Annotated in this window: 16 protein-coding genes; 11 read left to right on the top strand and 5 right to left on the bottom strand. The window is 72.4% G+C overall.

Going from position 1 to position 22,501, the window contains the following annotated elements:
• Nucleotides 1-118 precede the first annotated feature (118 nt).
• On the bottom strand, nucleotides 119-1,663 hold the full coding sequence (locus IE153_RS24820; RefSeq protein WP_189592041.1) for an alpha/beta hydrolase: 1,545 nt from the start codon (nucleotides 1,661-1,663) through the stop codon (nucleotides 119-121).
• 95 nt (nucleotides 1,664-1,758) lie between these two features.
• Nucleotides 1,759-4,488: a lysylphosphatidylglycerol synthase domain-containing protein gene (locus IE153_RS24815; RefSeq protein ID WP_189592040.1), complete on the bottom strand. Its 2,730-nt coding sequence runs from the start codon at nucleotides 4,486-4,488 to the stop codon at nucleotides 1,759-1,761.
• 186 nt (nucleotides 4,489-4,674) lie between these two features.
• Between IE153_RS24815 and IE153_RS24810 the strand changes: the two genes are divergently transcribed.
• From IE153_RS24810 to IE153_RS42400, 6 genes are all read left to right on the top strand, one after another.
• On the top strand, nucleotides 4,675-5,064 hold the full coding sequence (locus IE153_RS24810; RefSeq protein ID WP_229829154.1) for an MGMT family protein: 390 nt from the start codon (nucleotides 4,675-4,677) through the stop codon (nucleotides 5,062-5,064).
• A 266-nt stretch (nucleotides 5,065-5,330) separates the two neighbouring features.
• Nucleotides 5,331-8,810: an ATP-dependent helicase gene (locus IE153_RS24805; protein ID WP_189592038.1), complete on the top strand. Its 3,480-nt coding sequence runs from the start codon at nucleotides 5,331-5,333 to the stop codon at nucleotides 8,808-8,810.
• A 183-nt stretch (nucleotides 8,811-8,993) separates the two neighbouring features.
• A complete protein-coding gene (locus IE153_RS24800; RefSeq protein WP_189592037.1) occupies nucleotides 8,994-12,611 on the top strand; it encodes an ATP-dependent DNA helicase in 3,618 nt (1,205 codons plus the stop codon).
• Nucleotides 12,612-12,621: 10 nt separating this feature from the next.
• Nucleotides 12,622-14,025 (top strand): dipeptidase, encoded by a 1,404-nt coding sequence (locus IE153_RS24795; RefSeq protein ID WP_189592036.1) that lies wholly within the window; start codon nucleotides 12,622-12,624, stop codon nucleotides 14,023-14,025.
• 155 nt (nucleotides 14,026-14,180) lie between these two features.
• Nucleotides 14,181-15,125, top strand: a complete 945-nt coding sequence (nudC, locus tag IE153_RS24790; RefSeq protein ID WP_031108230.1) for an NAD(+) diphosphatase — start codon at nucleotides 14,181-14,183, stop codon at nucleotides 15,123-15,125.
• Between the two features lie 11 nt (nucleotides 15,126-15,136).
• Nucleotides 15,137-15,430, top strand: a complete 294-nt coding sequence (locus tag IE153_RS42400) for a class I SAM-dependent methyltransferase (RefSeq protein ID WP_189592034.1) — start codon at nucleotides 15,137-15,139, stop codon at nucleotides 15,428-15,430.
• Nucleotides 15,431-15,471: 41 nt separating this feature from the next.
• Here IE153_RS42400 and IE153_RS24780 read toward each other — a convergent pair whose 3' ends face one another.
• Complete coding sequence (locus IE153_RS24780) at nucleotides 15,472-15,714, bottom strand: mycoredoxin (protein WP_003992805.1); 243 nt, start codon at nucleotides 15,712-15,714, stop codon at nucleotides 15,472-15,474.
• Between the two features lie 183 nt (nucleotides 15,715-15,897).
• On the opposite strand from IE153_RS24780, the gene IE153_RS24775 reads away from it, so the two are divergent.
• The 5 genes from IE153_RS24775 (at nucleotide 15,898) to IE153_RS24755 (ending at nucleotide 19,888) form a co-directional block, all read left to right on the top strand.
• Nucleotides 15,898-18,093 (top strand): ATP-dependent DNA helicase UvrD2, encoded by a 2,196-nt coding sequence (locus tag IE153_RS24775; RefSeq protein WP_189592033.1) that lies wholly within the window; start codon nucleotides 15,898-15,900, stop codon nucleotides 18,091-18,093.
• Nucleotides 18,094-18,257: 164 nt separating this feature from the next.
• Nucleotides 18,258-18,584 (top strand): hypothetical protein, encoded by a 327-nt coding sequence (locus IE153_RS24770; protein WP_189592032.1) that lies wholly within the window; start codon nucleotides 18,258-18,260, stop codon nucleotides 18,582-18,584.
• A gap of 173 nt (nucleotides 18,585-18,757) precedes the next feature.
• Nucleotides 18,758-19,126: a WhiB family transcriptional regulator gene (locus IE153_RS24765; protein WP_004983671.1), complete on the top strand. Its 369-nt coding sequence runs from the start codon at nucleotides 18,758-18,760 to the stop codon at nucleotides 19,124-19,126.
• Nucleotides 19,123-19,446: a putative WhiB-interacting protein gene (locus tag IE153_RS24760; RefSeq protein WP_031108233.1), complete on the top strand. Its 324-nt coding sequence runs from the start codon at nucleotides 19,123-19,125 to the stop codon at nucleotides 19,444-19,446. The genes IE153_RS24765 and IE153_RS24760 overlap by 4 nt, the downstream gene beginning before the upstream one ends.
• Nucleotides 19,447-19,669: 223 nt before the next feature.
• Complete coding sequence (locus tag IE153_RS24755) at nucleotides 19,670-19,888, top strand: hypothetical protein (protein WP_189592031.1); 219 nt, start codon at nucleotides 19,670-19,672, stop codon at nucleotides 19,886-19,888.
• A 16-nt stretch (nucleotides 19,889-19,904) separates the two neighbouring features.
• Here IE153_RS24755 and IE153_RS24750 read toward each other — a convergent pair whose 3' ends face one another.
• Nucleotides 19,905-21,275: an ABC1 kinase family protein gene (locus IE153_RS24750; protein WP_189592030.1), complete on the bottom strand. Its 1,371-nt coding sequence runs from the start codon at nucleotides 21,273-21,275 to the stop codon at nucleotides 19,905-19,907.
• Nucleotides 21,268-22,482, bottom strand: a complete 1,215-nt coding sequence (locus IE153_RS24745) for a ThiF family adenylyltransferase (protein WP_189592029.1) — start codon at nucleotides 22,480-22,482, stop codon at nucleotides 21,268-21,270. Before IE153_RS24745 ends, IE153_RS24750 begins: the two co-directional genes overlap by 8 nt.
• Between the last annotated feature and the right edge of the window lie 19 nt (nucleotides 22,483-22,501).

Genomic DNA, 22,501 nt, shown 5'->3' with positions numbered 1-22,501 from the left:
AGGCCGTCCGCTCCGTGCCGCGGATGGCGGTCAGGCCATGGTAGGCAGATCCCGCGCCGACCGTTTCGGCCTGTGGATAACCTTCTGACCTGCGGGTTCGTCGAGACCGTTGCAGGTGTCAGGAGCAGACGGTCCCCGCCGGCGGCACCTTCCCGTCCAGCAGATAGCCGTCCACCGCCCCCTGCACGCACTTGTTCTTGCTGTCGTAGGCGCCATGCCCCTGGCCCCGGTACGTCAGCTCGACGCCGACGCCCTTGCCCAGCGCGTTCACCATGGCCCGCGCGCCCTCGTACGGCGTGGCCGGGTCGCCGGTGTTGCCGACGACCAGGATGGGCGCCGAGCCCGGAGCGCTGACGTCCGGGTGGTCGGCGGCCCCCGGCACGGCCCAGTCGGTGCAGCTGAGCATGGACCACGCCAGGTAGTCGCCGAACAGGTCGGACGCGGCCCGGAACTCGGGCAGCTTCCGCTCGACGTAAGCGGTGTCGTAGCGGGGTTTGTCGTCGGCGCAGTTGATGGCGACGTTGGCGGGGGTGATGTTGCTGTACTCGCCGTTCTCGCTGCGACCGTTCATCGAGTCGGCCAGCGACAGCAGGATCCTGCCGTCGCCGTCGTACGCCTGCTCCAGGCCCTCGGTGAGGTACTCCCAGAAGTCCTTCGAGTACAGCGCCTGTGCGATGCCGCTGGTCGCCGCGGTCTGGGTCAGCTGGCGCGGGAAGATCCCCTGGATCGGAGTGCGGTCGAGCTCGTCGAGCAGTCTGGCGATACGGTCCTTCACGTCCTGGGCACTGTCGCCGATCGGGCACTCCTCGGCCTGCGACACGCAGTCCTCGGCGAAGTTGTCGAGTGCGAGCTGGAAGCCCTTGGCCTGCCCCAGCGACCCCTGTTCGGGGTCCTGTGTGGGGTCGACGACGGCGTCGAACAGGGCTCTGCCGACCCGCTTCGGGAACAGGTGGGCGTAGACGCCGCCCAGCTCGGTGCCGTAGGAGATGCCGAAGTAGTACAGCTTGTCGTCGCCGAGGACCTGGCGCATCAGGTCCAGATCGCGGGCCGCGTCGGTGGTGCGCACGTGCGGCAGGACCTTCTCCGAGTTGTCCTCGCAGGCGTTGTTGAACTCCTTGGTGTTGTCCACGAGCTGCGTGCGCTCGGCGGCGTCGTCGGGGGTGGCGTCCTGCTGGAAGTAGGCGTCGAGCTGCTGGTCGTTCTCGCAGAGCACGGGGTCGCTGCGGCCGACCCCGCGTGGGTCGAAGCTGACCAGGTCGTAGCGGGTGCGCAGCTTCTCGTAGCCCTCCGCGAAGGCGGGCAGCGAGGTGACGCCCGAGCCGCCGGGGCCGCCGAAGTTGAAGATGAGCGAACCGATGCGGGCGTTCTGCGCGCCGGTCGTCCTGACCCGGATCAGCTCCAGGCCGATCGTGTCGCCCTTCGGGTCGCCCCAGTCGAGCGGGGCCTTCATGGTCGCGCACTGCCACTCACCGTCGTCCGGCAGGGGAGAGGGCGAGGTGCCACCGCCCTGGGCCGCGTCCGGGGCCGGGCAGGCCTTCCAGCTCAAGTCCTGCCGCGTGAGGTCCTCGTCCTTGGCGTCGTCGCCGCAACCCGCCAGCACGGTGGACAACAGCACGGCGGAGGCGGTCAGGGCGGCGGCGCGCAGCCGGAGGAGGGATGGCATGGTTCCATCCTGCGGCGGCAGCGAACGGGGCGCGCGGGACGCGTGCCGTATGAGGTAGGAGGGGCAGGGGAGGCCCTGCTTCCCGCCCGCTCGGGTCAGAGGGCCTGCTTGCGCGAGAGATGGTTGAAGGCCAGCCAGCCCGGCAGCACCGGCAGCCACAGCGTCAACAGGCGGAACAGCAGGACCGCCGGCGCCGCGACCTCCTTCGGCAGCCCGACGGCGATCAGACCGACCGTCAGGGTCGCCTCGACCGCGCCCACACCGCCCGGTGTCGGCGCCGCTGACCCCAGGGCGTTGCCCGCGAGGAAGACGACGGCGACGCTGGCGATGCTGATCGACGTGGACTCGTCGCCGAACGCGCGGATCGACGCGTCCAGGCACATGACGAAGCAGGCGGTCAGCAGCAGCATGCCGCCGATGCCGGTGACCAGCTTCTGCGGCCGCTGAAGCACGTCCAGCATGCGCGGCACGACACCCGCGAACAGCGACCGCACGCGCGTGACGACGAACTTGCGCAGGAACGGCACCGACGTCACCACGAGCACCAGCACGGCCACCGTGAGCAGCCCGGCGATGACCGTCCGGGAGGGCGACAGGGACGGCGTCTTCTCGGTGCCGGTCAGATAGCCGAAGGACAGCAGCATCAGGATGTGGCAGCCGAGCCCGAACAACTGCGAGGCGCCGACACTCGCCACCGCGAGCCCCGGACGCACTCCCGCGCGCTGCAGGAAGCGCGTGTTCAGGGCGACCCCGCCCACCGCCGCCGGGGCGACGATCTTCACGAACGACCCGGCGACCTGCGCCGCCACGGTCCGCACGAACGGCACCCGCTCGGGCACGAACCCCAGCAACGCCATCGCCGCCGCGACGTAGCTGCACATCGAGAAGAGCACGGCCGCGGCGACCCAGCCCCACTCGGCGTTGGCGATGAGCGGCCCGAACTCGATGTGCGTGAGCTGCGTCAGCAGGAAGTACGCGCCGATCGCGCCGGCGATGAAACTGATCAGTGTGCGCGGCCGCACCCGCTCCAGCCGGGCCGGCTCGACGGGCGCCTGCGGCCTGATCCGCAGCACCGCGTGCCGGATCTGCGTGAGCAGGTCCTCCTCGCGGGCTTCTTCCAGGGCCTCGTCGATCGCCCGCTTCTCGGCCCGCTGCTCCGCCCGTACGGCCTTCTTGTCGGGCTTCTCCAGGACGACGGGCGAGTCGTCCGCGTTCTCTTCCAGGCGGGCCTGCTTGGCCTGCCCGGACGCCTCCAGGACCGCCTCGCGTTCGCGCTGTGCCCGCTCGCGGGCCAGCCTGCGCAGCGTCGCGCGCGTGGAGCGGCTGAGGGCGATGGGCTGGAGCATCGGCAGGCAGTCCGCCACCGCGTCGGGTCCGAGCACCCCCACCGCCGAGGCCACCGTGCGCTCGGCGCCGACCCGCAGGCCGAGGGTCACCAGCAGCTGGGAGGTGTCCATGCGCAGCAGCAGATCGCCGGCCGCGATCTCGCCGACGCGCAGGTCGGTGAGGATCACCTTGCCGGAACGATCCACCAGAATCGCGTCGCCCACCAGCCTGCGATGCGCGATGCGCCGCGACTGCAGGGCCTTCACCTGGCGCCAGGTGTCGCGCAGCAGGCTGTCGGTGATCTCCTCGTCCGGCAGCGAGTCGAGGGTGCGCCCGCCGCTGTGCTCGTAGACGAGCATCACCGCGTCGGGGCCGAGCTCGGAGGTGGCGATCAGCTTGGGCGCGTTGGCCCCGGCCGCGATGGCCGCGTACGCGAGCAGGGCCTCCTGCTCCAGGGCCTGGCGCAGCGACTGGAGGCTGCTGCGGGTGGCGAAGCCGCGCAGGGTCAGGTTGCGCCAGGCGCGGTAGAAGAAGCCCTGGGCCTGCTGCTCCCGGTCGACGACCGTCACGTCCAGCGGCGGGCCGTCCTCCAGCGTGACGAAGTAGCGGCGGCCCCGGTCCCCGGTGTCCGGATTGTCCGAGGTGTCCTCGCGTGAGGCGCTGACCGGGCGGAACCCGACGGTCCGCAGGCCGGCCATCAGCGTCTGCCCGGTGGGCCGGACATTGGGCGAGCCGACCGCGTACAGGGTCCCGTAGGCCACGGTCCAGCCGATCAGCACGGTCAGGATGATCGAGAACGGGGTCGTGTACCCGGTGACGAGCATCGAGAAGGCGTCGAGAAGCAGCACGACCCACAGCACCGCGCGCCATCTCGGTCTGCGCGACATGCCGACGGCCGTCATGTAGGCGATGACCGGGGCCAGATATCCGTGCACGGGATCGGTCAGCGCGTGGATGTCGCCCGGGGAGGGCTGGGTGAGCGCCTCCTGGATCGAATCGGGGGCGGCCCGGGCCACCCACAGGTCCGTGGCGAGGGTCACACCGTGCGCGAGGACCGCCGCGAGCACGCCGTCGGCGATGCGCAGCCCGTCCCGCTTGATCAGCCGCTCGATGGCGAAGGCGACCGGTACCAGCAGGATCGCGATGCTGGAGGCCAGCCCCGCGATCTTGATGAGGAGATCGGGTGCCTGCCCGGTGCCCTTGTTGATGTCCTGTTCGAGGCCCGAGGTGGTGCCGTGCGCGAAGGCGGCGATCCCGATCAGGACCGCGACGGCGAGTACGCCCACCAGCAGGCGCATCAGGTCGGACGGGCGGTGCACGCGCGCGGGGAGCAGCGGTTCGTCGCCCTCCACCTCGTCGATGTGGGCGAAGTCGGGCTCCTCGGCGGCCGCCCTGGACTTCTTCGCGGCCCCCTTCGGACCGTTGTCCGGAGTGCCCGGGCGCGACGAAGCGTCAGAGGTGCCCTCCGTGTCCTCGGGGTGCGCACCCTGCTGCTTCATCGTCTCTTCTTGGTCTCGTATCACCGATCACCGCCCGCACGATGGTGGCATGCCGCACCGGCACACGGGGCAATCAGGGTGCACATGCGGGGGCGGACAGTCTGCCCGATGTGCCCCTGCCGGGTGACGGAAACGCTCCGGAGCACGCCCGGCCCGTTGTCGGTGGGGTGGGGCAGGATGGGGCGGATGAGTGAGCAGAGCCCTGAGGGGGGCCGGTACGAGGACGGGCCCGCGCAAGCGCTGCCCGAGTACGCCGAGCAGGTCCTCGACGTCGCCGAACTGATTCCGCCGGGTCGTGTCATGACCTACGGGGACGTCGCCGAGTGGCTGGAACAGGGGGGCCCGCGGCAGGTGGGCCGTGTGATGGCGCTCTACGGGGGAGCCGCTCCCTGGTGGCGGGTCGTCCGCGCGGACGGCGTCCTGCTGCCCGGGCACGAACAGCGGGCGCTCGGCCACTACCGGGCGGAGGGCACGCCCCTGAAGGAGGCGAGCCGCGCCGCCGAGGGCCACCTGCCGCGCATCGACATGAGACGGGCGCGGTGGGACGGCGGCGATCGCGCGGAGGGTCACACCTGACAGCTTCCGCCATCGGACCGCCTGTCGTGTGACGCGTGATCCGTACGGGGGAATCGGGGCACACCGGGGGCATGACGTACGTTCGTGAGGCGAGGGGCATGAGTGCCACGAGTGCCGAGAGTGGCCGGCGGGAAGAAGGGGAAGCCCTGCTTCCGCCTCGTCCGTCGGCGTAGCGTCGGCTGCGCGTGCCCCCGTCACCCCGCGGTCACCGCCCGCCACCCGCGGTGGCCCGCCAACCAGCACTTCCACCAGAACCGGCGAACCACGTGAGCTCCTCTTCCTTCACCAGCGGCCTGTCGCACCCCCGGGTGCGACGGGGGAGCCGTGGCGCTTACCGACTGGTACGTACCCCTCCTGCTCGGGTGGACCCCCCTCTTTTGGACGCCTCGCAGCGCTCCGTGGTTGACCACACGCGGGGCCCGCTGCTCGTCCTCGCAGGTCCGGGCACCGGCAAGACCACCACGCTCGTCGAGTCGGTGGCCGAACGCGTCGCCCGGGGCGTGGATCCCGAGCGCATCCTGGTCCTCACGTTCAGCCGCAAGGCCGCCGTCGAGCTGCGCGACCGCATGGCCCGGCGGGCCGGCGCGGCCCGCGCCCCCCAGGCGACCACCTTTCACTCGTTCTGCTACGCCCTGGTCCGCGCCCACCAGGACAACGACCTGTTCGTCGAACCGCTGCGCCTGCTGTCCGGTCCCGAGCAGGACGTCTCGGTACGGGAGCTGCTCGCGGGCCAGGTCGATCTGGAACGACTCGGACTCGCCCATGTGCGCTGGCCGGACGAACTGCGCGCCTGCCTGACCACCCGCGGTTTCGCCGACGAGGTCCGCGCGGTCCTCGCCCGCAGCCGTGAACTGGGCCTCGGCCCCGACGCCCTGGACGCCTTCGCCCGCCGCACGGGACGGCCCGACTGGCGCGCCGCGGCCGCCTTCCTCGCCGAGTACCTCGACGTGCTCGACCTGCAGGGCGTGATCGACTATGCGGAACTCGTCCACCGCGCGGTGCTCCTCGCCCGCCGCCCCGAGGTCGCGGCGTGGCTCGCCGCCCGGTACGACGCCGTCTACGTCGACGAGTACCAGGACACGGATCCCGCTCAGGTACGACTGCTGGACGCCCTGGCCGGCGGTGGCCGCACGCTCGTGGCCTTCGGCGATCCCGACCAGTCGATCTACGCGTTCCGCGGCGCCGACGTCAACGGCATCCTGGACTTCCCGCACGCCTTCCCCCGCGTGGACGGCCGCCCGGCCCCGGTCTCCGTGCTGCGAACGTCCCGCCGCTCCGGCGCCGGCCTGCTGGCCGCCACCCGGCTGCTCACCCAGCGCATGCCGCTGACCCGCCTGCCCGCCGAGAAGGTGCGCGCCCACCGCGAACTCTCCCCCGTACGGGACGGCGGCCGCGTCGAGGCGTACACCTACCCGACGTCCGGGACGGAGCTGGACAACATCGCCGACATCCTCCGCAGGGCCCACCTGGAGGACGGCGTCCCCTGGAGCGACATGGCCGTCCTTGTGCGCGCCGGCTCCCGCACCATCCCGATGCTCCGCCGCGCCCTCACGGCGGCGGGCGTCCCCGTGGACGTCGACGGTGACGACGTGCCACTGCGGCACGAACCGGCGGTGGCACCGCTGCTGACGGCACTGCGGGCGGTGGCCGCGGCGGAGGCGGGGTCTCCCGAGCAGCGGGAGTCCGGGGCCGGGGGGTCCTCCTCCGGGGATGTTCGGTCTGGGGAGTCCGGGGCCGCGGGGTCTTCCTCCGGGGATGTTCGGTCTGGGGAGTCCGGGGCCGCGGGGTCCTCCTCCGGGGAGGTTCGGAATGGGGAGTCCGAGGCCACAGGGCCCTCCTCCGAGGCCGCTCCCGCCGCGCCGCAGGACGCCTGCTGGCTCGACACCGAAACCGCCCTCTCCCTCCTGACCTCGCCCCTCGCGAGCATGGACGCCGCCGACCTGCGCCGCCTCGGCCGCGCCCTGCGCGACGAGGAGAGGGCCGCCGGCAACCCGCTGCCGCCGCCCTCCGACGTGCTGCTCGCCCAAGCGCTCGCCGAGCCGGAGCGCCTCGTCGTGCACGACCCCACGTACGCGCGTGGCGCCCAGCGCCTCGGCGCGCTGCTGCACAAGGCCCGCGAACGCCTCGCCGGCGGCGGCACGGCCGAGGAGGCGCTGTGGGACCTGTGGGAAGGCACGCCATGGCCCACGCGCCTGGAACGGGCAGCCCGCCGGGGCGGCGCCGCCGGGCGCAACGCGGACCGCGACCTGGACGCCGTCTGCGCCCTCTTCGCCACCGCCGCCCGCGCCGAGGAACGCACCGGAGGCCGGGGCACCCTGAACTTCCTGGCGGAGATCGACGCCGAGGACATCGCCGCCGACACCCTCACCAGGCGAGCCGTACGCCCCGCCGCCGTCCGCCTGATGACAGCGCACCGCTCCAAGGGACTGGAGTGGCGCCTCGTGGTCGTCGCGGGCGTCCAGGAGGGCCTGTGGCCGGACCTGCGCCGCCGCGGCTCCCTCCTGGAGGCCGACCGCATCGGCCGCGACGGACTCGCCGAACCCCTCACCCCCGGCGCGCTGCTCGCCGAGGAGCGCCGCCTCTTCTACGTGGCCGCCACACGCGCGCGTGAACGCCTCGTCGTCACCGCGGTCAAGGCCCCCGCGGACGACGGCGACCAGCCCTCGCGCTTCCTGACCGAACTCGGCGTCGAACCCAAGGACGTCACCGGACGCCCCCGCCGACCGCTGTCCGTCGCCGCGCTCGTGGCCGAACTGCGCGCCACCACGGTCGACCCGCGCGTCTCCGACGTCCTCCGGGAGGCCGCCGCCCGCCGCCTGGCCCGGCTCGCCGCCCTCGCCGACGAGGACGGCCGCCCCCTGGTGCCGTCCGCGCACCCCTACCGCTGGTGGGGCATGTTCGAACCCACCGAGTCCAAGGTGCCGCTGCGCGATCGCGACCAGCCCGTGGTGCTCTCCGGCAGCGCCCTCGACCAACTGGCCAACACCTGCGCCCTCCAGTGGTTCCTCGGCCGTGAGGTGAAGGCCGACGCGCCCGCGACCGTCGCCCAGGGCTTCGGCAACGTGGTGCACGTCCTCGCCGACGAGGTCGCCTCCGGGCACACCCCGGCCGACCTCACCGTCCTCATGGAACGCCTCGACTCCGTGTGGAACGCGCTGGCCTTCGACGCGCCGTGGAAGTCGGCCCAGGAGAAGGACAACGCGCGCGTGGCCCTCGAACGGTTCCTGCAGTGGCACGTGACGAACCGCACCGGGCGGACCCCGGTGGCCAGCGAGCACGACTTCGACGTCACCCTCGAAGCGGGCGACTACCAGGTGCGCATCCGCGGCCAGATGGACCGGGTCGAGGCGGACGGCGACGGCCGCGCCTATGTGGTCGACTTCAAGACCGGCAAGCAGGCGCCCAGTTCCAAGGAGGTGGAGCGCCACCCACAGCTCGCCGTCTACCAGCTGGCCGTCCGCGAGGGCGCCGTCGACGAGGCCTTCGACGGCGTACGCCCCGAGCCGGGCGGCGCCGAACTCGTCCACCTCCGTCAGGGGGCCGCCAAGCGCGACGGCGGCGAGAGCCTGCCCAAGGTGCAGGCCCAGGAGCCGCTGGAGGGGGAGTGGGTCGGCGACCTGCTCGCCACCGCCGCAGGCAAGGTCCTCGACGAGAGGTTCACGCCGACCGCCGGGCAGCACTGCACGCACTGCGCGTTCCGAGCCTCGTGCAGCGCGCGGCAGGAGGGGCGTCACGTCGTGGAGTGAGCTGTCGTGGTGAGTGAGAAGTCCTGGACTCAGCAGTCTCGGAGCCAGCAGTCATGGAGTCAGCAGCCGTGGCGTGAGCAGTCTTGGAGTGAGGTATCGCACCACGTGTGCTGACCTGCGCTTCTTCCTCCTCCTGAGGCCGGTCCGGTCACCGCTGTCAGTGGCCGCCGCTAGCCTTTCGATGTGCCCGCCCGTATCTCCGATCCCGAACAGCTCAAGGAGCTCCTCGGCATCCCGTTCACCCCGGAGCAGACGGCGTGCATCACCGCGCCGCCCGCCCCGCAGGTGATCGTGGCCGGAGCCGGCTCGGGCAAGACAACGGTGATGGCGGCACGCGTGGTGTGGCTCGTCGGCACCGGCCAGGTCGCCCCCGAGCAGGTGCTCGGCCTCACCTTCACCAACAAGGCCGCCGCCGAACTCGCCGAGCGCGTCCGCAAGGCGCTGGTCAAGGCCGGCGTCACCGACCCGGACGCCATCGACCCGGACAACCCGCCGGGCGAGCCGGTGATCTCCACCTACCACGCGTTCGCGGGCCGCCTGCTGACCGACCACGGCCTGCGCATCGGTCTCGAGCCGACGTCCCGGCTGCTCGCCGACGCCACCCGCTTCCAGCTCGCCGCGCGTGTCCTGCGCGAGGCCCCCGGGCCCTACCCGGCCCTGACCCGTTCCTTCCCGGACCTCGTCGGCGACCTCCTCGCCCTCGACTCCGAACTCTCCGAGCACCTCGTGCGCCCGGAGGCACTGCGCGCCTACGACGCCGAACTGCTGCTGACCCTGCGAAGCGCCAAGCTCAGCAACGCCGACCTGCGCAAGGTCCCCGACGCCGCGGCCGCCCGGCGCGAACTCGCCGAGCTGGTCACCCGCTACCGGACCGCCAAGCGCGAGCGGGACCTGCTCGACTTCGGCGACCAGATCGCCCTGTCGGCCAGGCTCGCCGGGACCCCCGAAGTGGGCCAGGTCCTGCGCGACGAGTTCCGCGTGGTCCTGCTCGACGAGTACCAGGACACGTCGGTCGCCCAACGCGTCCTCCTGGCCGGCCTGTTCGGCGAGGGCACCGGCCACCCCGTCACCGCCGTCGGCGACCCCTGCCAGGCGATCTACGGCTGGCGCGGCGCCTCCGTCGCCAACCTCGACGACTTCCCCGAACACTTCGCCCACGCCGACGGCCGGCCCGCGAGCCGCCAGGCCCTCAGCGAGAACCGCCGCAGCGGCGGCCGCCTCCTGGACCTCGCCAACGGTCTGGCGGAGCCCCTGCGCGCCCTCCACGCGGGCGTGGAGGCTCTCCGCCCGGCCCCCGGCGCCGAACGCGACGGGATGGTCCGCTGCGCTCTGCTGCCCACCCACGCCGAGGAGATCGGCTGGGCCGCCGACTCCGTGGCCCATCTCGTCCGGACCGGAACCGCGCCCGGCGAGATCGCCGTTCTGTGCCGCACCGCGACCGACTTCGCCGAGATCCAGGGCGCCCTGGTCGCCCGGGACATCCCGGTCGAGGTCGTCGGCCTGTCCGGGCTGCTGCACCTGCCCGAGATCGCCGACCTCGTCGCCGTCTGCGAGGTCCTCCAGGACCCCGGCGCCAACGCCGCCCTGGTGCGCCTGCTCACCGGCCCGCGCTGGCGCATCGGCCCGCGCGACCTCGCCCTCCTGGGGCGGCGTGCCCGGCTCCTCGTGGCCCACGCGCGCGTGGCGGACGACGACGACCAGGACCGCCGCCTCGCCGAAGCCGTCGAAGGGGTCGACCCGTCCGAGGTGATCTCCCTCGCGGACGCCCTCGACACGTTCCTGGAAACACCACTGGACGGCCGCGGGGACGACGACGGACTGCCGTTCTCGCCCGACGCGCGCGTGCGCTTCGCCCGGCTGGCCACCGAACTGCGCGAGCTGCGCCGCTCCCTGGCCGACCCGCTGATGGACGTCCTGCACCGCGTCCTCGCCGTCACCGGCCTGGAGGTGGAGCTGTCGGCGTCCCCGCACGCCCTGGCCGCCCGCCGCCGCGAGACCCTGTCCAACTTCCTGGACGTCGCCGCCTCCTTCGCCGCCGGCGACAACGAGGCGTCCCTGCTCGCCTTCCTCGGCTTCTTGCGCACCGCGGCCCAGTACGAGAAGGGCCTGGACAACGCTCTCCCCGGCGGCGAGAACACCGTCAAGGTGCTCACCGCCCACAAGTCCAAGGGCCTGGAGTGGGACGTCGTGGTCGTCCCCGGCCTGGTCACCGGCACCTTCCCCAGCAGCCAGGGCCGCGAGAAGTGGACCTCCCAGGGCAAGGTCCTGCCGCACGAGCTGCGCGGCGACGCCGACACCCTGCCCGACGTGACGTCCTGGGACGCCAAGGGCCTGAAGGCCTTCCACGAGGCCATGAAGGACCATCAGCACACCGAGGAACTCCGCCTCGGCTACGTCACCTTCACCCGCCCCCGCTCCCTCCTCCTGGGCTCCGGCCACTGGTGGGGGCCCACTCAGAAGAAGCGCCGGGGGCCGTCCGCGTTCCTCCAGTCCCTCTACGAGCATTGCGAAGCCGGGTACGGCGAGATCGAGGCCTGGGCGGAGGAACCCGCCGAGGACGAGGAAAACCCGGCCCTGCACCAGGGGGCGGCCGACCAGGTGTGGCCCCTGCCCCTGGACGCTGCGGCCCTGGCCCGCCGCCGCGCCGCCGCCGAGACCGTCCTGGCCCACCTGGAGGACCTCGCGTCCGAAGAGGCCGGGCACCCCCCGGCCGCGCACGACCCGGACGCCCTCGACGACCCGGAGTGGCCGCCGCCTCCCGAGGACGACGAGCCTCCCTACGACGAACCGGACCCGTTCGACTTCGACGAAGACGCCTTCCACGACGACGCCCTCGGCGCACCGTCCTCCGAAGAAGACGCCCCCGGCGGAGATGCCTTCACGGACGCAGAGGGACCGGCGGACGGGGACGCACGGTCAGCGAAGGATGGGGACGCACGGTCAGCGACGGACGGCCACGCACGGTCGGCGGCGGACAGGGACACACGGTCGGCGGCGAACCGCCCCACGGTCCCCCACCAGGCGGGACCACCGGAACCCCAGGTCCCGCGGCGACACCCCAGGCCGCACCTCACTCCGGAGGAAGCCCGCACCATCGCCTCCTGGGACCGCGACCTCGACGCCCTCACCGGCGAGTTCCTGCGCGCCCGCGACAGTGTCACCGAGGTCCCCCTGCCCACGTCCCTCACGGCCTCCCAGCTGCTGCTCCTGGCCGCCGACCCGGACGGCCTCGCCCAGGAGCTGGCCCGCCCCATGCCCCGGCCGCCCCAGCCGGCCGCCCGCCGCGGCACCCGCTTCCACGCCTGGGTCGAGGCCCGTTTCGAAGAGCTGACGCTGCCCATGCTGGAGCCGGAGGAGCTGCCCGGCAGCGAAGCGGAGATCTCTGACGAACGGGACCTGGAGTCCCTCAAGGAGGCCTTCGAGCAGACCGAGTACGCGCACCGCACGCCCTACCGGGTGGAGGCCCCCTTCCAGCTCGCCCTCGCCGGCCGCGTCGTACGGGGCCGCATCGACGCCGTCTACAAGGTGGGCCACGGTGAGGGCGCGACCTACGAGATCGTCGACTGGAAGACCCACCGCGCACGCACCGCGGACCCCCTCCAGCTCGCCGTCTACCGCATCGCGTGGGCCGAGCAGCAGGGCGTTCCCCCGGAGTCCGTCACGGCCGCGTTCCTGTACGTACGCAGCGGCGAGATCGTCCGACCCGACGGCCTGCCGGACCGGGCGGCGCTGGAGCGGCTGCTGAGCGAGGAGCCGCCCGGTGAGGAACCGCACTCCGAGGACGTCGGTGAGGGCCGATAGGCTCGTGACCATGAGCCAGACCCCGGACAGCGTCGTCCGTACGTACATCCAGCAGCACCGCGCCGCCTTCCTCGACGACCTCACCGAGTGGCTGCGCATCCCGTCGGTGTCCGCCCAGCCGGACCACGCGCCCGACGTACGACGCAGCGCCGACTGGCTCGCCGCCAAGCTGAAGGAGACCGGCTTCCCGACGGTCGAGGTCTGGCAGACCCCGGGAGCGCCCGCCGTGTTCGCCGAGTGGCCCTGTGACGACCCGCAGGCGCCCACGGTCCTGGTCTACGGCCACCACGACGTGCAGCCCGCCGCCCGGGAGGACGGCTGGGACAGCGAGCCCTTCGAGCCGGTCGTGCGCGGGAACCGCCTCTACGCGCGCGGGGCGGCCGACGACAAGGGCCAGGTGTTCTTCCACACCCTCGGCGTCCGCGCCCACCTCGCCGCCACCGGCCGCAGCACCCCGGCCGTGCACCTCAAGCTGATCGTCGAGGGCGAGGAGGAGTCCGGCTCCCCGCACTTCCGGGCCCTGGTCGAGCAGCACGCCGAGCGGCTCACCGCCGACGCCGTGATCGTCTCCGACACCGGCATGTGGTCCGAGGACACCCCCACGGTCTGCACCGGCATGCGCGGCCTCGCCGAGTGCGAGATACGCCTGCACGGCCCCGACCAGGACATCCACTCCGGGTCCTTCGGCGGCGCGGTGCCCAACCCGGCGACGGCCGCCGCCCGCCTGGTCGCCGCCCTGCACGACGAGCACGCACGCGTGGCGATCCCCGGCTTCTACGACGGCGTGGTCGAACTCACCGACCGCGAGCGCGAACTCCTCGCCGAACTGCCCTTCGACGAGCAGCAGTGGCTGCGCACGGCCAAGTCGTACGCCGCCCAGGGGGAGGCCGGCTACACCACCCTGGAGCGGATCTGGGCCCGCCCCACCGCGGAGGTCAACGGCATCGGCGGCGGCTACCAGGGCCCCGGCAGCAAGACGATCATCCCCGCCTCCGCCCTGGTGAAGCTGTCCTTCCGCCTGGTGGCGGGCCAGGACCCCGGCCATGTGGAGAAGGCCGTCCGCGCCTGGGCCGAGCAGCAGGTGCCGACGGGGATCCGCTGCCACATCACGTTCAGCGGCGCCACGCGCCCGTGCCTGACGCCGCTGGACCACCCGGCTCTGGAATCGGTCACCCGCGCCATGGGCCGGGCCTTCGAGAAGCCGGTCCGCTTCACGCGCGAGGGCGGCTCCGGACCTGCGGCGGACCTCCAGGACGTCCTCGGCGCCCCGGTGCTGTTCCTGGGCATCTCCGTCCCCTCGGACGGCTGGCACGCCCCGAACGAGAAAGTCGAACTCGACCTCCTCCTCAAGGGCGTCGAGACCACCGCGTACCTGTGGGGTGACCTCGCCGAGAACTGGCGCCATGCACCCTGAGCCCACCGTTCCGTCCGGGCCGGGCACACGCGCGGGGCACACTGGAGGCGCCGCCCCGCACCGCCCGAGCCCGCCGGACACGGTCGCCTCCCACCGCACGTCCCACTGAACCGCACGCCGAACCCGACCGTTCCACCGGGGAGTTGGAAGCACCCGTGACCACCTGGACCGACCCCAACGCCGACCGCCCCATCTCGCTCACCGCCCCGAGCGGCATCGACCGGGCCGCTCACCACCGGCTCGACGAGGCCTGGCTCGCGGCGGCGTGGAGCCACCCGACGACGCGCTGCTTCGTCGTCTCCGGCGGACAGGTCCTCATCGACGAGACGGCGGACGGGCGCACCGAACTCGTCATGACCCCGTCCTTCGAGGCCCCTCTCACCGAGGCACACCGCTACTTCCTCGGCAACGACGAGGACGGCGTCAGCTACTTCGCCCTGCAGAAGGACTCCCTGCCCGGGCGCATGGACCAGTCCGCGCGCCCCGCGGGTCTGCGCGAGGCGGGCGCGCTGCTGTCGGCCCGCGACGTGGGCCTGATGGTGCACGCGGTGGGCCTGGAGAACTGGCAGCGCACGCATCGCTTCTGCTCGCGCTGCGGCGAGCGCACCGTCATCGCCGCCGCCGGCCACATCCGCCGCTGCCCGGCCTGCGGCGCGGAGCACTACCCGCGCACGGACCCCGCCGTGATCATGGCCGTGACCGACGAGGACGACCGCGTCCTGCTCGGCCGCCAGGTCCACTGGCCCGAGGGCCGCTTCTCGACGCTGGCCGGCTTCGTCGAGCCCGGTGAGTCGATCGAGCAGTCGGTGCGCCGTGAGGTCCTGGAGGAGGTCGGCATCAGCGTCGGCCAGGTCGAGTACGTCGCCAGTCAGCCCTGGCCCTTCCCGTCCAGCCTCATGCTGGGCTTCATGGCCCGCGCCACCTCGACCGAGATCGAGGTCGACGGTGACGAGATCCACGAGGCCCGCTGGTTCTCCCGCGAGGAGCTGCGCGCCGCTTTCGAGTCCGGTGAGGTGCTCCCGCCCTACGGGATCTCGATCGCGGCCCGCCTGATCGAGCTCTGGTACGGCAAGCCGCTCCCGACGCGGAGCGCCGCCTGACGCCGCCGCCGGTGACCGACCCGTACTGGAACCACAACGTCCATCACCATCCGGCCGTGCTGGCCGCCGTCCCGGACGGCTGCCGCACGGCCCTGGACGCGGGCTGCGGCGACGGGCTGCTCGCCCGCAAGCCGGCGGAACGGTCGGCATCCGTCACGGGCGTCGACCGCTCCGCGGAGATGATCGAACGTGCTCGCGGGCACACGCGCGTGCCCGGCAACGTCACCTACCGGCAGCGCCCCGTCGGCGAGGTAGTCGGCCTCCTCATGGTGTGGGACCGACCACGAGAAGAAGGCGGCCCCTGAGCTGCCTCAGGAGCCGCCTTCCCCGCACGAGCACGCGACGACTAGGCGCCGATCTTCTGCTTCACCTGCGCCAGCGACGGGTTCGTGAGCGTCGAGCCGTCCGGGAACAGGACGGTGGGCACCGTCTGGTTTCCGCCATTCGCCTTCTCCACGAACGCGGCGGACTCCGGGTCCTGCTCGATGTTGATCTCGGTGTACGCGATGCCCTCGCGGTCCATCTGGCTCTTCAGCCGGCGGCAGTAGCCGCACCACGTGGTGCTGTACATCGTCACAGTGCCCAGCATGTGTCTCGTGCTCCTTCGTTGGCTCGGGGCGGGTGGTCGCAGTGAGGGAACGTATGTGAAAGGTCCACCATTCCCGTGCCCCGGGTCCGGCCCGACGTGACGCCTGCCGCATTGGTACGACTATCAGTGCCCGCCTGTGGACAACCTGCGCGGCCGTCTCGCGCGACCTGGCAGCATGGCCGTGTGACAGCAGCAACGCACTCCACCCTGTTCCCGCAGGTACCGGACTCCGCCGACGCGGTGCTCGAAGGGCTCGACCCCGAGCAGCGCGAGGTGGCGACGGCCCTGCACGGCCCGGTGTGCGTCCTGGCGGGCGCGGGCACGGGCAAGACTCGGGCGATCACCCACCGCATCGCCTACGGGGTGCGCGCCGGCATCCTGCACCCCTCCAGCGTCCTCGCCGTCACCTTCACCAACCGCGCAGCCGGAGAGATGCGCGGCCGGCTGCGCCAGCTCGGCGCCGCGGGCGTCCAGGCCCGCACGTTCCACTCGGCCGCGCTGCGTCAGCTCCAGTACTTCTGGCCGAAAGCGATCGGCGGCTCCATGCCCCGGCTCGTCGACCGCAAGATCCAGCTCGTCGCCGACGCGGCCGCCGCGTGCCGCATCCGTCTCGACCGGGGCGAGCTGCGGGACGTCACCGCCGAGATCGAATGGTCCAAGGTCACCCAGACCGTCCCCGCCGACTACGCGCCAGCCGCAGCCAAGGCCGGCCGCGAGTCGCCCCGCGACCCCGCCGAGATCGCCCAGCTCTACGCCGCCTACGAGGACGTCAAGCGTGAGCGGTCCGTCATCGACTTCGAGGACGTGCTGCTGCTGACCGTGGCCGTCCTGCAGGACCGGCACGACATCGCCGAGCAGATCCGCGCCCAGTACCAGCACTTCGTGGTCGACGAGTACCAGGACGTCAGCCCTCTCCAGCAGCGCCTGCTCGACCTGTGGCTGGGCGAGCGCGACAGCCTGTGCGTGGTCGGGGACGCAAGCCAGACGATCTACTCCTTCACGGGGGCGACCCCGGACCACCTGCTCGACTTCCGCACCCGCCACCCCGGTGCCACGGTCGTCAAACTGGTCCGCGACTACCGCTCCACCCCCCAGGTCGTCCACCTCGCCAACGGCCTGCTCGCCCAGGCCCGGGGCCGGGCCGCCGACCACCGCCTGGAGCTCGTCTCCCAGCGCCCCGCGGGGCCCGAGCCCGTCTACGCCGAGTACACCGACGAGCCCGCCGAGGCGGAAGGCGCGGCGCGCCGGATCCGCGAGCTCATCGACTCGGGGGTCCCGGCCTCCGAGATCGCGATCCTCTTCCGTACGAACGCGCAGTCCGAGACGTACGAGCAGGCCCTGGCCGACGCCGGAGTGCCCTACCAGCTGCGCGGCGCCGAGCGGTTCTTCGACCGCCCGGAGGTGCGCAAGGCGGGCATCGCCCTGCGCGGCGCGGCCCGCTTCGGCGGCAACGACTCCCTCCTCGACGACGTCGTCGACCTCCCCTCCCAGGTGCGTGCCGTGCTGTCGGGAGAGGGCTGGACGACGCAGCCGCCGGCCGGCTCCGGCGCCGTGCGAGAGCGCTGGGAGTCCCTGGCCGCCCTGGTGAACCTCGCCCAGGACTTCGCCGCCGCCAAACCGGGCGCCACCCTGGCCGACCTCGTCGCCGAACTCGACGAACGGGCGAACGCCCAGCACGCCCCCACCGTGCAGGGCGTCACCCTCGCCTCCCTGCACTCGGCCAAGGGCCTGGAGTGGGACGTCGTCTTCCTGGTCGGCGTGGCCGAGGGCATGATGCCGATCACCTACGCGAAGACCGACGAACAGATCGAGGAGGAACGCCGCCTCCTCTATGTCGGTGTGACCCGCGCGCGCGAACACCTCCGCGTCTCCTGGGCGCTCTCCCGCTCACCCGGGGGCCGTCCCAACCGCCGCCCCAGTCGCTTCCTCGACGGACTGCGCCCCGGCTCGACGGCCACCACGGGCCGCACCACCGCGGGCGGAGCGGGCGGAATCGAGCGCGGAATCCCCGGAACCAGGGAGTCCGCCCCGAGACGGGCCCAGCGAGTTCCCGCCCGCTGCCGAGTCTGCGGCCGCACGCTGACCGACGCGGGCGAGATGAAGCTGATGCGCTGCGACGACTGCCCCTCCGACATGAACGAGGGCCTGTACGAGCGGCTGCGCGAGTGGCGCGCCGACCAGGCACGCAGCAGCGGCCAGCCCGCCTTCTGCGTGTTCACGGACCGCACTCTGATGGCGATCGCCGAGTCCGCCCCCGACGACGAGCGCGAGCTCGCCCGCATCCCGGGCGTCGGGATGCGCAAGCTCACCCGCTACGGGGCCGACGTGCTGGCCATCTGCGCAGGCCAGTCCCTCGCTGAGAACACAGATCAGGACTGACACGAACTCGTCGAAAAAATAGTTTGCGCATGCCCCAGCAATCCCCATAGGTTCTTAGGCACGAGAACAGCGGCCTTCTCGGAGGCCCTGATTCCGTGTTGTACTTGCATATCCGCAGGACTGGTTCGTCCAGTCCCCCGAGACGCCGAGAGGAGGCGAGTCCAGTGATCAGCATCAACACCAGCTCCGTCAGCATCGTGAAAATGACCGATCGCTCGGCCGTCTCCGCGTGCATGCTCGGCGTTTCGAACCTGGGCACCGGTCTGTCCGGCATTCGTGCCGTCCGTCCGGCGTCCTCCTCCGCTGCTCCCGCGGGCCTTCCCGTCCGCGAGCGCAATGAGCGACCGACCAAGGCACTGGAAGCGGCAGTAGAGGCACAGGCGCAGGCCTATGCCTTTACGGCAACCGGTGCCGGATTCCGGAAGCAGACGACGCAGCACCACCAGATGTGGGCCTTCCGTGGGCCAGAACCCTGGAGTGATCCAGCCTGATCGCAGATCAGGCCGGCGCCTTCAGGGCCGCGGAACCCCATCCGGGATCCGCGGCCCTTCTGTTTGTCCCTGACCAGGGATGACGGACCGAGGGAGCCTCGGGACAAGAAAAGAACCCGGTACCACCACCCCCCGGCCAACAGGCCGGAACGAACAGACGAGGAAGACGAACCGTGCAACTCGAAGCGCACGCCCCGTCCGTACCGCCTTCCGACACGATCCCCAAGCCCGGCTCCACGGAGGACCCCACCTTGACCCCGCTCACCGCGCTCACCGCGCTCGACGACGCCATCGAGAACCTCGGCGTACCCGTCCCGTGCCGGTCCTACGACCCGGAGGTCTTCTTCGCCGAGTCGCCAGCGGACGTCGAGTACGCCAAGTCCCTCTGCCGTACCTGCCCGCTGGTCGAGGCCTGCCTCGCCGGCGCCAAGGAGCGGCGTGAGCCCTGGGGCGTCTGGGGTGGCGAGCTGTTCGTCCAGGGTGTCGTCGTCGCCCGGAAGCGGCCGCGTGGTCGCCCGCGCAAGAACCCGGTCACGGCATGAACACCGCAGGAACGATCGACCGCCCCCTCACGCACGACCCCCAGAAGCAGGCCCCGATGAAGCCGTCCACTTACGAGCCCGCAGGCTCCGCGAACCAAGACTTCACCATCAGCGGCGCGAAGGACTCGCGTCAGAACAGGACCCGAGAGATGCAACTCATCCCAGAAGCCATGGCTCGCGCGCATATGCGTGAGCGACTGCAGGAGGCGGAGCGGGATCGACAGGCCGTGCGCCTGATGGCCGCCCGCCGGATGCAGCGCAGGGCGGAGCGCGCTTCGCTGCGTGCCCGCCGGGCGCTCGCCATGGCGGTCATGCAGTAACCCGCCGCACCTGACGTGGGGACAGCCCGGCCCATGAGCCCGGGCTGCCTCCGCCGAACTCTCACCACGGGGGCCCGTCCGTACCGAACGGACGGGCCCCCGTGGTGCGTTGTACGGGGGGCGCGGCGTCCGTCGAGCCCGAGGCGTCGTGGCCTTCCCGCCGGGGTGGTGCCCCGGGGGCGTTATTCCACCGTGTCGCCCGGTGCGGAGTTATCGTCGCCAGGTGACGAGTCCCTCAGGAGGCAGTGACAACGGCTCCGCCGCGCAGCCGCGGCGCTTTGTCTGTGCCCGCTGCGGCGCCGCGGCCGACGTCCTGACCGACGGTCCGCCGCTCACCTGGACCTACTCCGTGGAGGACGGCGCGCGCCGCCACTACTGCGAGACCTGCTCCCGGGAGAACCTCAGGTCCATCGAGGGGCGCCTGGACTCGGACTGGTGGTGACGCCCCCGGTCCGGACTCACGCCTCCGCCACCGCTTCCTCCCCGTCCGCCGGGTCCTCCGGGACGAACCCCGGCAGCCACTCCTCGAGCTCCTCGCGCAGCCGCACTGTCGCCCCGAGCTGGCACAGCACCCCGATCGTGCTCAGCGTCACCCGGTGGATCAGCAGATAGGACGGGGGCAGGTTGAGCTGCTTGCCGAGCTGGTAGGCGGGGGAGCGGGGGTCGGCGACCCGGGCCGCCTGGCTGCGCATCCAGCCCCGGGTGAAGGTGAACTCCTCGACCTGGGCCGGCTCGATGATCGGCAGCAGGTAGTCCATGACGGCGTCCGGGTCCAGCTCTATCGTCTCCTTGACGAACCCTTCCACGCGCAGCAGCTCGTAGACCGCCTCGGCCTCCCCGTCGAGGGTCATCCGCAGGGACTCGCCGATGGTGGCGGGCAGGCCGCCGGGGAGCCGGTCGACCGTGCCGAAGTCCAGGACGCCGAGGCGCCAGTCGTCCTCGCCCTCCGGGCCGCCGGGCAGGAGCCTGAAGTTGCCCGGGTGGGGGTCGGCGTGCAGCAGCCCCGTGCGGGCGGGGCCGGAGAAAAGGAAGCGGGCCAAGAGCTGACCGGCACGGTCGCGCTGCTCCTGGGTGCCGTCCGAGATGATCTCCGACAGCGGGATGCCGTCGATCCACTCGGTGACCAGGACCTGGTCGGACTGGTGGACCACCTGCGGCACGACCACGTCCGGGTCGTCCGTGAACTCCTCCGCGTGGGCCTGCTGGGCCTGGGCCTCCAGACCGTAGTCCAGCTCCTCCGAGACGCGGTCCTTCAGCTCCGCGATCAGCGGCTTGATGTCCATGCCGGGGATCAGCGGACCGAGCAGCCGCGAGAAGCGGCTCAGCTGGTTCAGATCCGACAGCAGCGCTTCACCGGCGCCCGGGTACTGCACCTTGACCGCGACCTCGCGGCCGTCGTGCCACACCCCCCTGTGGACCTGGCCGATCGAGGCCGCCGCTGCGGGCTTGTCCTCGAACTCCAGGAACAGCTCGTGCCAGCCCTCGCCGAGCCGCTCCGCCAGCACCGCGTGCACGGTACGGGTCGGCATGGGCGGCGCGGCCTCCTGGAGCTTGGTCAGCGCGGCCCGGTAGGGGCCGGCCACCTCCTCGGGGAGCGCGGACTCGAAGACGGACAGGGCCTGGCCGAACTTCATCGCCCCGCCCTTGAGCTCGCCGAGCACCTTGAACAGCTGCTCAGCCGTGCGCTGTTGGAGTTCGCGGCCGACAAGCTCGGCGGATTCACCGACGATCCGCTTTCCGAATCCCCAGGTCGCCCGCCCGGCGATGCCGAGCGGGAGCGCGGCGAGCTTGGCGGTCCGGGTAACCGCCTTCCGGGGAAGATCAGACATGCGCCCTCCAAGTCCCAGCCGGCCGCTCCGCCTCTGCCTCACGGCACTGCTCCGACGGCCGTTGCACCGCCATTGTCTCGTGCGACTCCCCGTCCTCCGAGAGGTGCTCCCCTTTTCCTCTCTCCGCCGCCGCGCACGGGCATTCCGGATGCGCCCGGATCGACCGTGCATGCCAGCGGAGACCGGGGACGGAGACCTCCCAGCGTGACCCGGCACTGGAGGGGACTTTGCCGTCCAGGAAGGCGAGTGCGTGGGCGGCCGCCAGGCCGGCCACGGTCGTGGCCAGCGTCAGATCGCAGGGCCTGACCTGCCGCTGTCTGCCGGAGCGCCACTGGGCGACCAAGCGCGGCCAGGCCGGGTCCCGGTCGGTGCGGCCCTCCTGCAGACACCCCGCGCAGCTCGTCTCCCCGGGCAGCACGAGAGGGCCGACCACGCCGGTGCCCTCCACGACACCGGCGTACAGATGGGGTGTCCCGGAAGCCATCAGCGGCTCGGCGGCGGCGGGGTCCGGCGCGTGCACGGCGACATCGTCCCGCGGGGCGATGATCACCAGCGAGAATCCCGGGTCTCCCGCCCCTGGGGATGTCTGGGCCGTCGCGCGGCGCCGCGGCCGGTCCGGGGCCGCCCGGCGCACGGCACGGCGGGCCGACTCGTCCCTGCGGTCGCCGACGGACTCCGCGGGAAGCCCGCCCGGCGCGACGTCCCACGGCTCCACACGGCCACCGTCGAGCACGTCCACCTCGGCCACGCCGGCCCCGGCGAGGAGCGAGGCCAGCACGGCACCCACCCGGCCCGCGCCCCGCACCTGCACGCGCTGCGAGCGCCGGGCCGCCAGCTGCCCGATGGCGTCCCCGGGGGCCGAGGTCGTGAGGGACAGGGAGGCCAGGTCGGGGCGCAGCCGGTCGAGGACCTCCTTCTTCTTCCGCAGGGCGTCGGCCGCCGGCCCGCCGCCCCGGGCGTCGTCCAGCAGTCCGGCCCGGGCGAGCCCCCGCACCAGCCCGTCGACATGACCGTCGGGCAGGTCCATGCGGCGTCCCTCCTCGCGCAGGAGCTCCAGCCCTCGCGTGCCGTTCAGCAGGTCGAGGAAGCTGCCCGTCGCCAGGTCCATCGGGCCGAGAGTCATCGCATGCGCCGGTGTCATCCCGAACTGCACGGTGTTGAGGTCGCGCCAGCCGCGCCTGAGCGCGGGTTTCACCATCGGATGCATGACAGGCCCCCGTATGCCA

This window comes from Streptomyces massasporeus, assembly GCF_014648995.1.
Lineage (GTDB): Bacteria > Actinomycetota > Actinomycetes > Streptomycetales > Streptomycetaceae > Streptomyces > Streptomyces massasporeus.
This window is presented reverse-complemented; position numbering and strand designations above follow the sequence as displayed.

Bases quoted from the DNA above. Each gene is read 5' to 3' on its own strand.
- IE153_RS24820 (WP_189592041.1), bottom strand. From the start codon at position 1,663: ATGCCATCCCTCCTCCGGCTGCGCGCCGCCGCCCTGACCGCCTCCGCC.
- IE153_RS24815 (WP_189592040.1), bottom strand. From the start codon at position 4,488: ATGAAGCAGCAGGGTGCGCACCCCGAGGACACGGAGGGCACCTCTGAC.
- IE153_RS24810 (WP_229829154.1), top strand. From the start codon at position 4,675: ATGAGTGAGCAGAGCCCTGAGGGGGGCCGGTACGAGGACGGGCCCGCG.
- IE153_RS24795 (WP_189592036.1), top strand. From the start codon at position 12,622: ATGAGCCAGACCCCGGACAGCGTCGTCCGTACGTACATCCAGCAGCAC.
- IE153_RS24780 (WP_003992805.1), bottom strand. From the start codon at position 15,714: ATGCTGGGCACTGTGACGATGTACAGCACCACGTGGTGCGGCTACTGC.
- IE153_RS24760 (WP_031108233.1), top strand. From the start codon at position 19,123: ATGAACACCGCAGGAACGATCGACCGCCCCCTCACGCACGACCCCCAG.
- IE153_RS24750 (WP_189592030.1), bottom strand. From the start codon at position 21,275: ATGTCTGATCTTCCCCGGAAGGCGGTTACCCGGACCGCCAAGCTCGCC.
- IE153_RS24745 (WP_189592029.1), bottom strand. From the start codon at position 22,482: ATGCATCCGATGGTGAAACCCGCGCTCAGGCGCGGCTGGCGCGACCTC.